Annotated in this window: 2 protein-coding genes; both read left to right on the forward strand. The window is 43.6% G+C overall.

Annotation, left to right across the window (positions count from 1 at the left end):
- Nucleotides 1–146 precede the first annotated feature (146 nt).
- On the forward strand, nt 147–488 hold the full coding sequence (locus tag ACM0OY_RS40150) for a hypothetical protein (RefSeq protein WP_414574262.1): 342 nt from the start codon (nt 147–149) through the stop codon (nt 486–488).
- A 37-nt stretch (nt 489–525) separates the two neighbouring features.
- Nucleotides 526–1629, forward strand: coding sequence for a site-specific integrase (locus ACM0OY_RS40155; protein ID WP_414574263.1), 1104 nt, complete (start codon nt 526–528; stop codon nt 1627–1629).
- The last annotated feature ends 585 nt before the right edge of the window (nt 1630–2214 follow it).

Genomic DNA, 2214 nt, shown 5'->3' on the forward strand with positions numbered 1-2214 from the left:
CCCGAAAACAAATCTGATTTAGCAATAGATACTTACGACGATGACGATGGCGATGATGACGATGACGACGATGATTGTTACTAACTATTAATTACTGAAGAATGAAGTTAATAAATTAGCTTCATTCTTATTTCGTTTAGAGGATCATGAAGCGAACACAGAAATACTCAAAAGCCTGCCAAGTATTAAAAGTTCCACATCAAACTCAAGAGGAGCTTTATGCAGAATTAAATCGTCTGGGGTGGTATTGGCAGGCAGCAAAGAAAGAATGGGAACGCGATGATACCCCAGCCAAGGAAGCAACGAAACTAATTAGAGTTCGTGTTTGGGCGAATAAAGACAAGGTAGAAGATGCAGCAGAATTATTCATCGAAAGCATCGAAGGGATGGGACTAAAGCTATTAGAAAAATCCAATCCATACCCCTGCCGTCCGCCCAATCAACTGGAGAGCCGAGTTTATTTGACTTTTGAAGATATCGACGAGTAACTGATAATGAACGCTGACATTGACGCGCTGATTGCTAATGCCAATATCCGGCTCAAACAGCAAAGAATTAGCATCAGAAAGGCACGGTGCTTGGCTGAGACTGCGCGGTACTTTCCCTCCCAAGCCAGGAGCAAAAGAAGACAGACCCAGCCGCCAAAGAATTTACCCAGGCATCAGCGCCACGCCGGAGGGGGTGAGAATTGCCGAAAAAGAAGCTTTCAAAGTTCGGTTATCTTTGGACGAGAAGAATTTTGATTGGCAAGTTTACACTCGCCATCATAATCACGATATCCACTTACCTAGCACCGTGGGTGAGTGGATTTTATTGTTTGAGGAAGATTACTTTAATCGGCGCCGCAAAGACCAGCAAACGCTGACGACTTGGAAAACAGAATACCAAGCAGTATTTCGGCGGTTGCCACCAGATGAACCTTTAAATGCTGAGATTTTGAGGCAGACGATTCTCACCACTCCGCCAGACACCAAAACCCGCAAGCGTTTTTGCATCTGCCTGGGAGCTTTGGCGAAGTTCGCCGAAGTTCAAGTTGAAGTTAAAACGCTAAAAGGAGACTATAACCCCAAAAAAGTTGCACCCAGACAAATTCCAGATGATGCGGTAATTGTTGAATCCTTTCATCAAATACCTGCTGCACCGTGGCGCTGGGTATACGGCATGATGGCGACTTATGGCTTACGCAATCATGAAGTATTCCGTTTAGATTTAGAGGCATTTCAAAATAGTCATATTTGTACAGTCATCGAAGGCAAGACGGGCAGTCGGCGCGTTTGGCCTTTTCATCCAGAGTGGGTAACCGAATTTGATTTGCACGATATTAATTTTCCCGCCGTTGACTTATCGCGCTCTAATGCCAGCTTGGGAGGAGGAACCGTATGTCATTACTTTAGAAAGTACAAGATTCCTTTTGCAGCTTATAACCTGCGCCATGCCTGGGCAATTCGCACGTTAGAATACGGTTTAGAAATTTCTCTAGCTGCCCAGCAAATGGGACATTCTCTCAAAGTCCACAGCGACTTATACCATCACTGGATATCAGAAAAACAGCACCAGAGGGCTTTTGAACTGCTGCTAAAACGCAGTGACAGACCCCGCCCCCCGGTTGTGAATCTGCCTGAGTCGTGATTAATTTGAGTTATATAAATTGATGCACCCCAAAAGCAGACAGCACAAGATTTTTAGGATGATTGACCGTGAAAATAAGCAAAGAACCGGCGTCGTCGGGACGGGCTGAAAATCCTCGTGTCACCAGTTCAAGTCTGGTTCCTGGCATCTCATTCAACCCCTTGAAATCGTTAGATTTCAAGGGGTTTTTACTTTATCAGCCCTGAAAAATTGAGGACAAACGTTCTAAGTCTTGAGGTAAATTGTGGACGTTTTTAGATAGCTTTAGACACAAATTGGGTGTAAAAAGCTAGAGCACAGGAGTAATTACACCTTACATCAGCTAAAATGATTGACAACCACTAACCCTCTTCTGTCACTCTCCGGGAGGGCGATCGCTAGAAGCCTCATGAGACAATCAATACAAGCTATACTATTAGAAAAAAATAGGCCTTGTATTTGTTATTAGAAAATAATCGTGCTATCGCTTGCTATACAAAAGCTCTAAGATTCAGAAATGGCAAATGTTTTCGGAAAGTGACAGAAGAGGGCTAAGTAAGTGGGCATCAAAAAAGTCAGCTATGTTAAGATATATAATACGGAGAG

This window comes from Nostoc sp. CCY 9925 (genome assembly GCF_963920935.1).
Classification (GTDB): domain Bacteria; phylum Cyanobacteriota; class Cyanobacteriia; order Cyanobacteriales; family Nostocaceae; genus Nostoc.

Bases quoted from the DNA above. Each gene is read 5' to 3' on its own strand.
- ACM0OY_RS40150 (WP_414574262.1), top strand. From the start codon at position 147: ATGAAGCGAACACAGAAATACTCAAAAGCCTGCCAAGTATTAAAAGTT.
- ACM0OY_RS40155 (WP_414574263.1), top strand. From the start codon at position 526: ATGCCAATATCCGGCTCAAACAGCAAAGAATTAGCATCAGAAAGGCAC.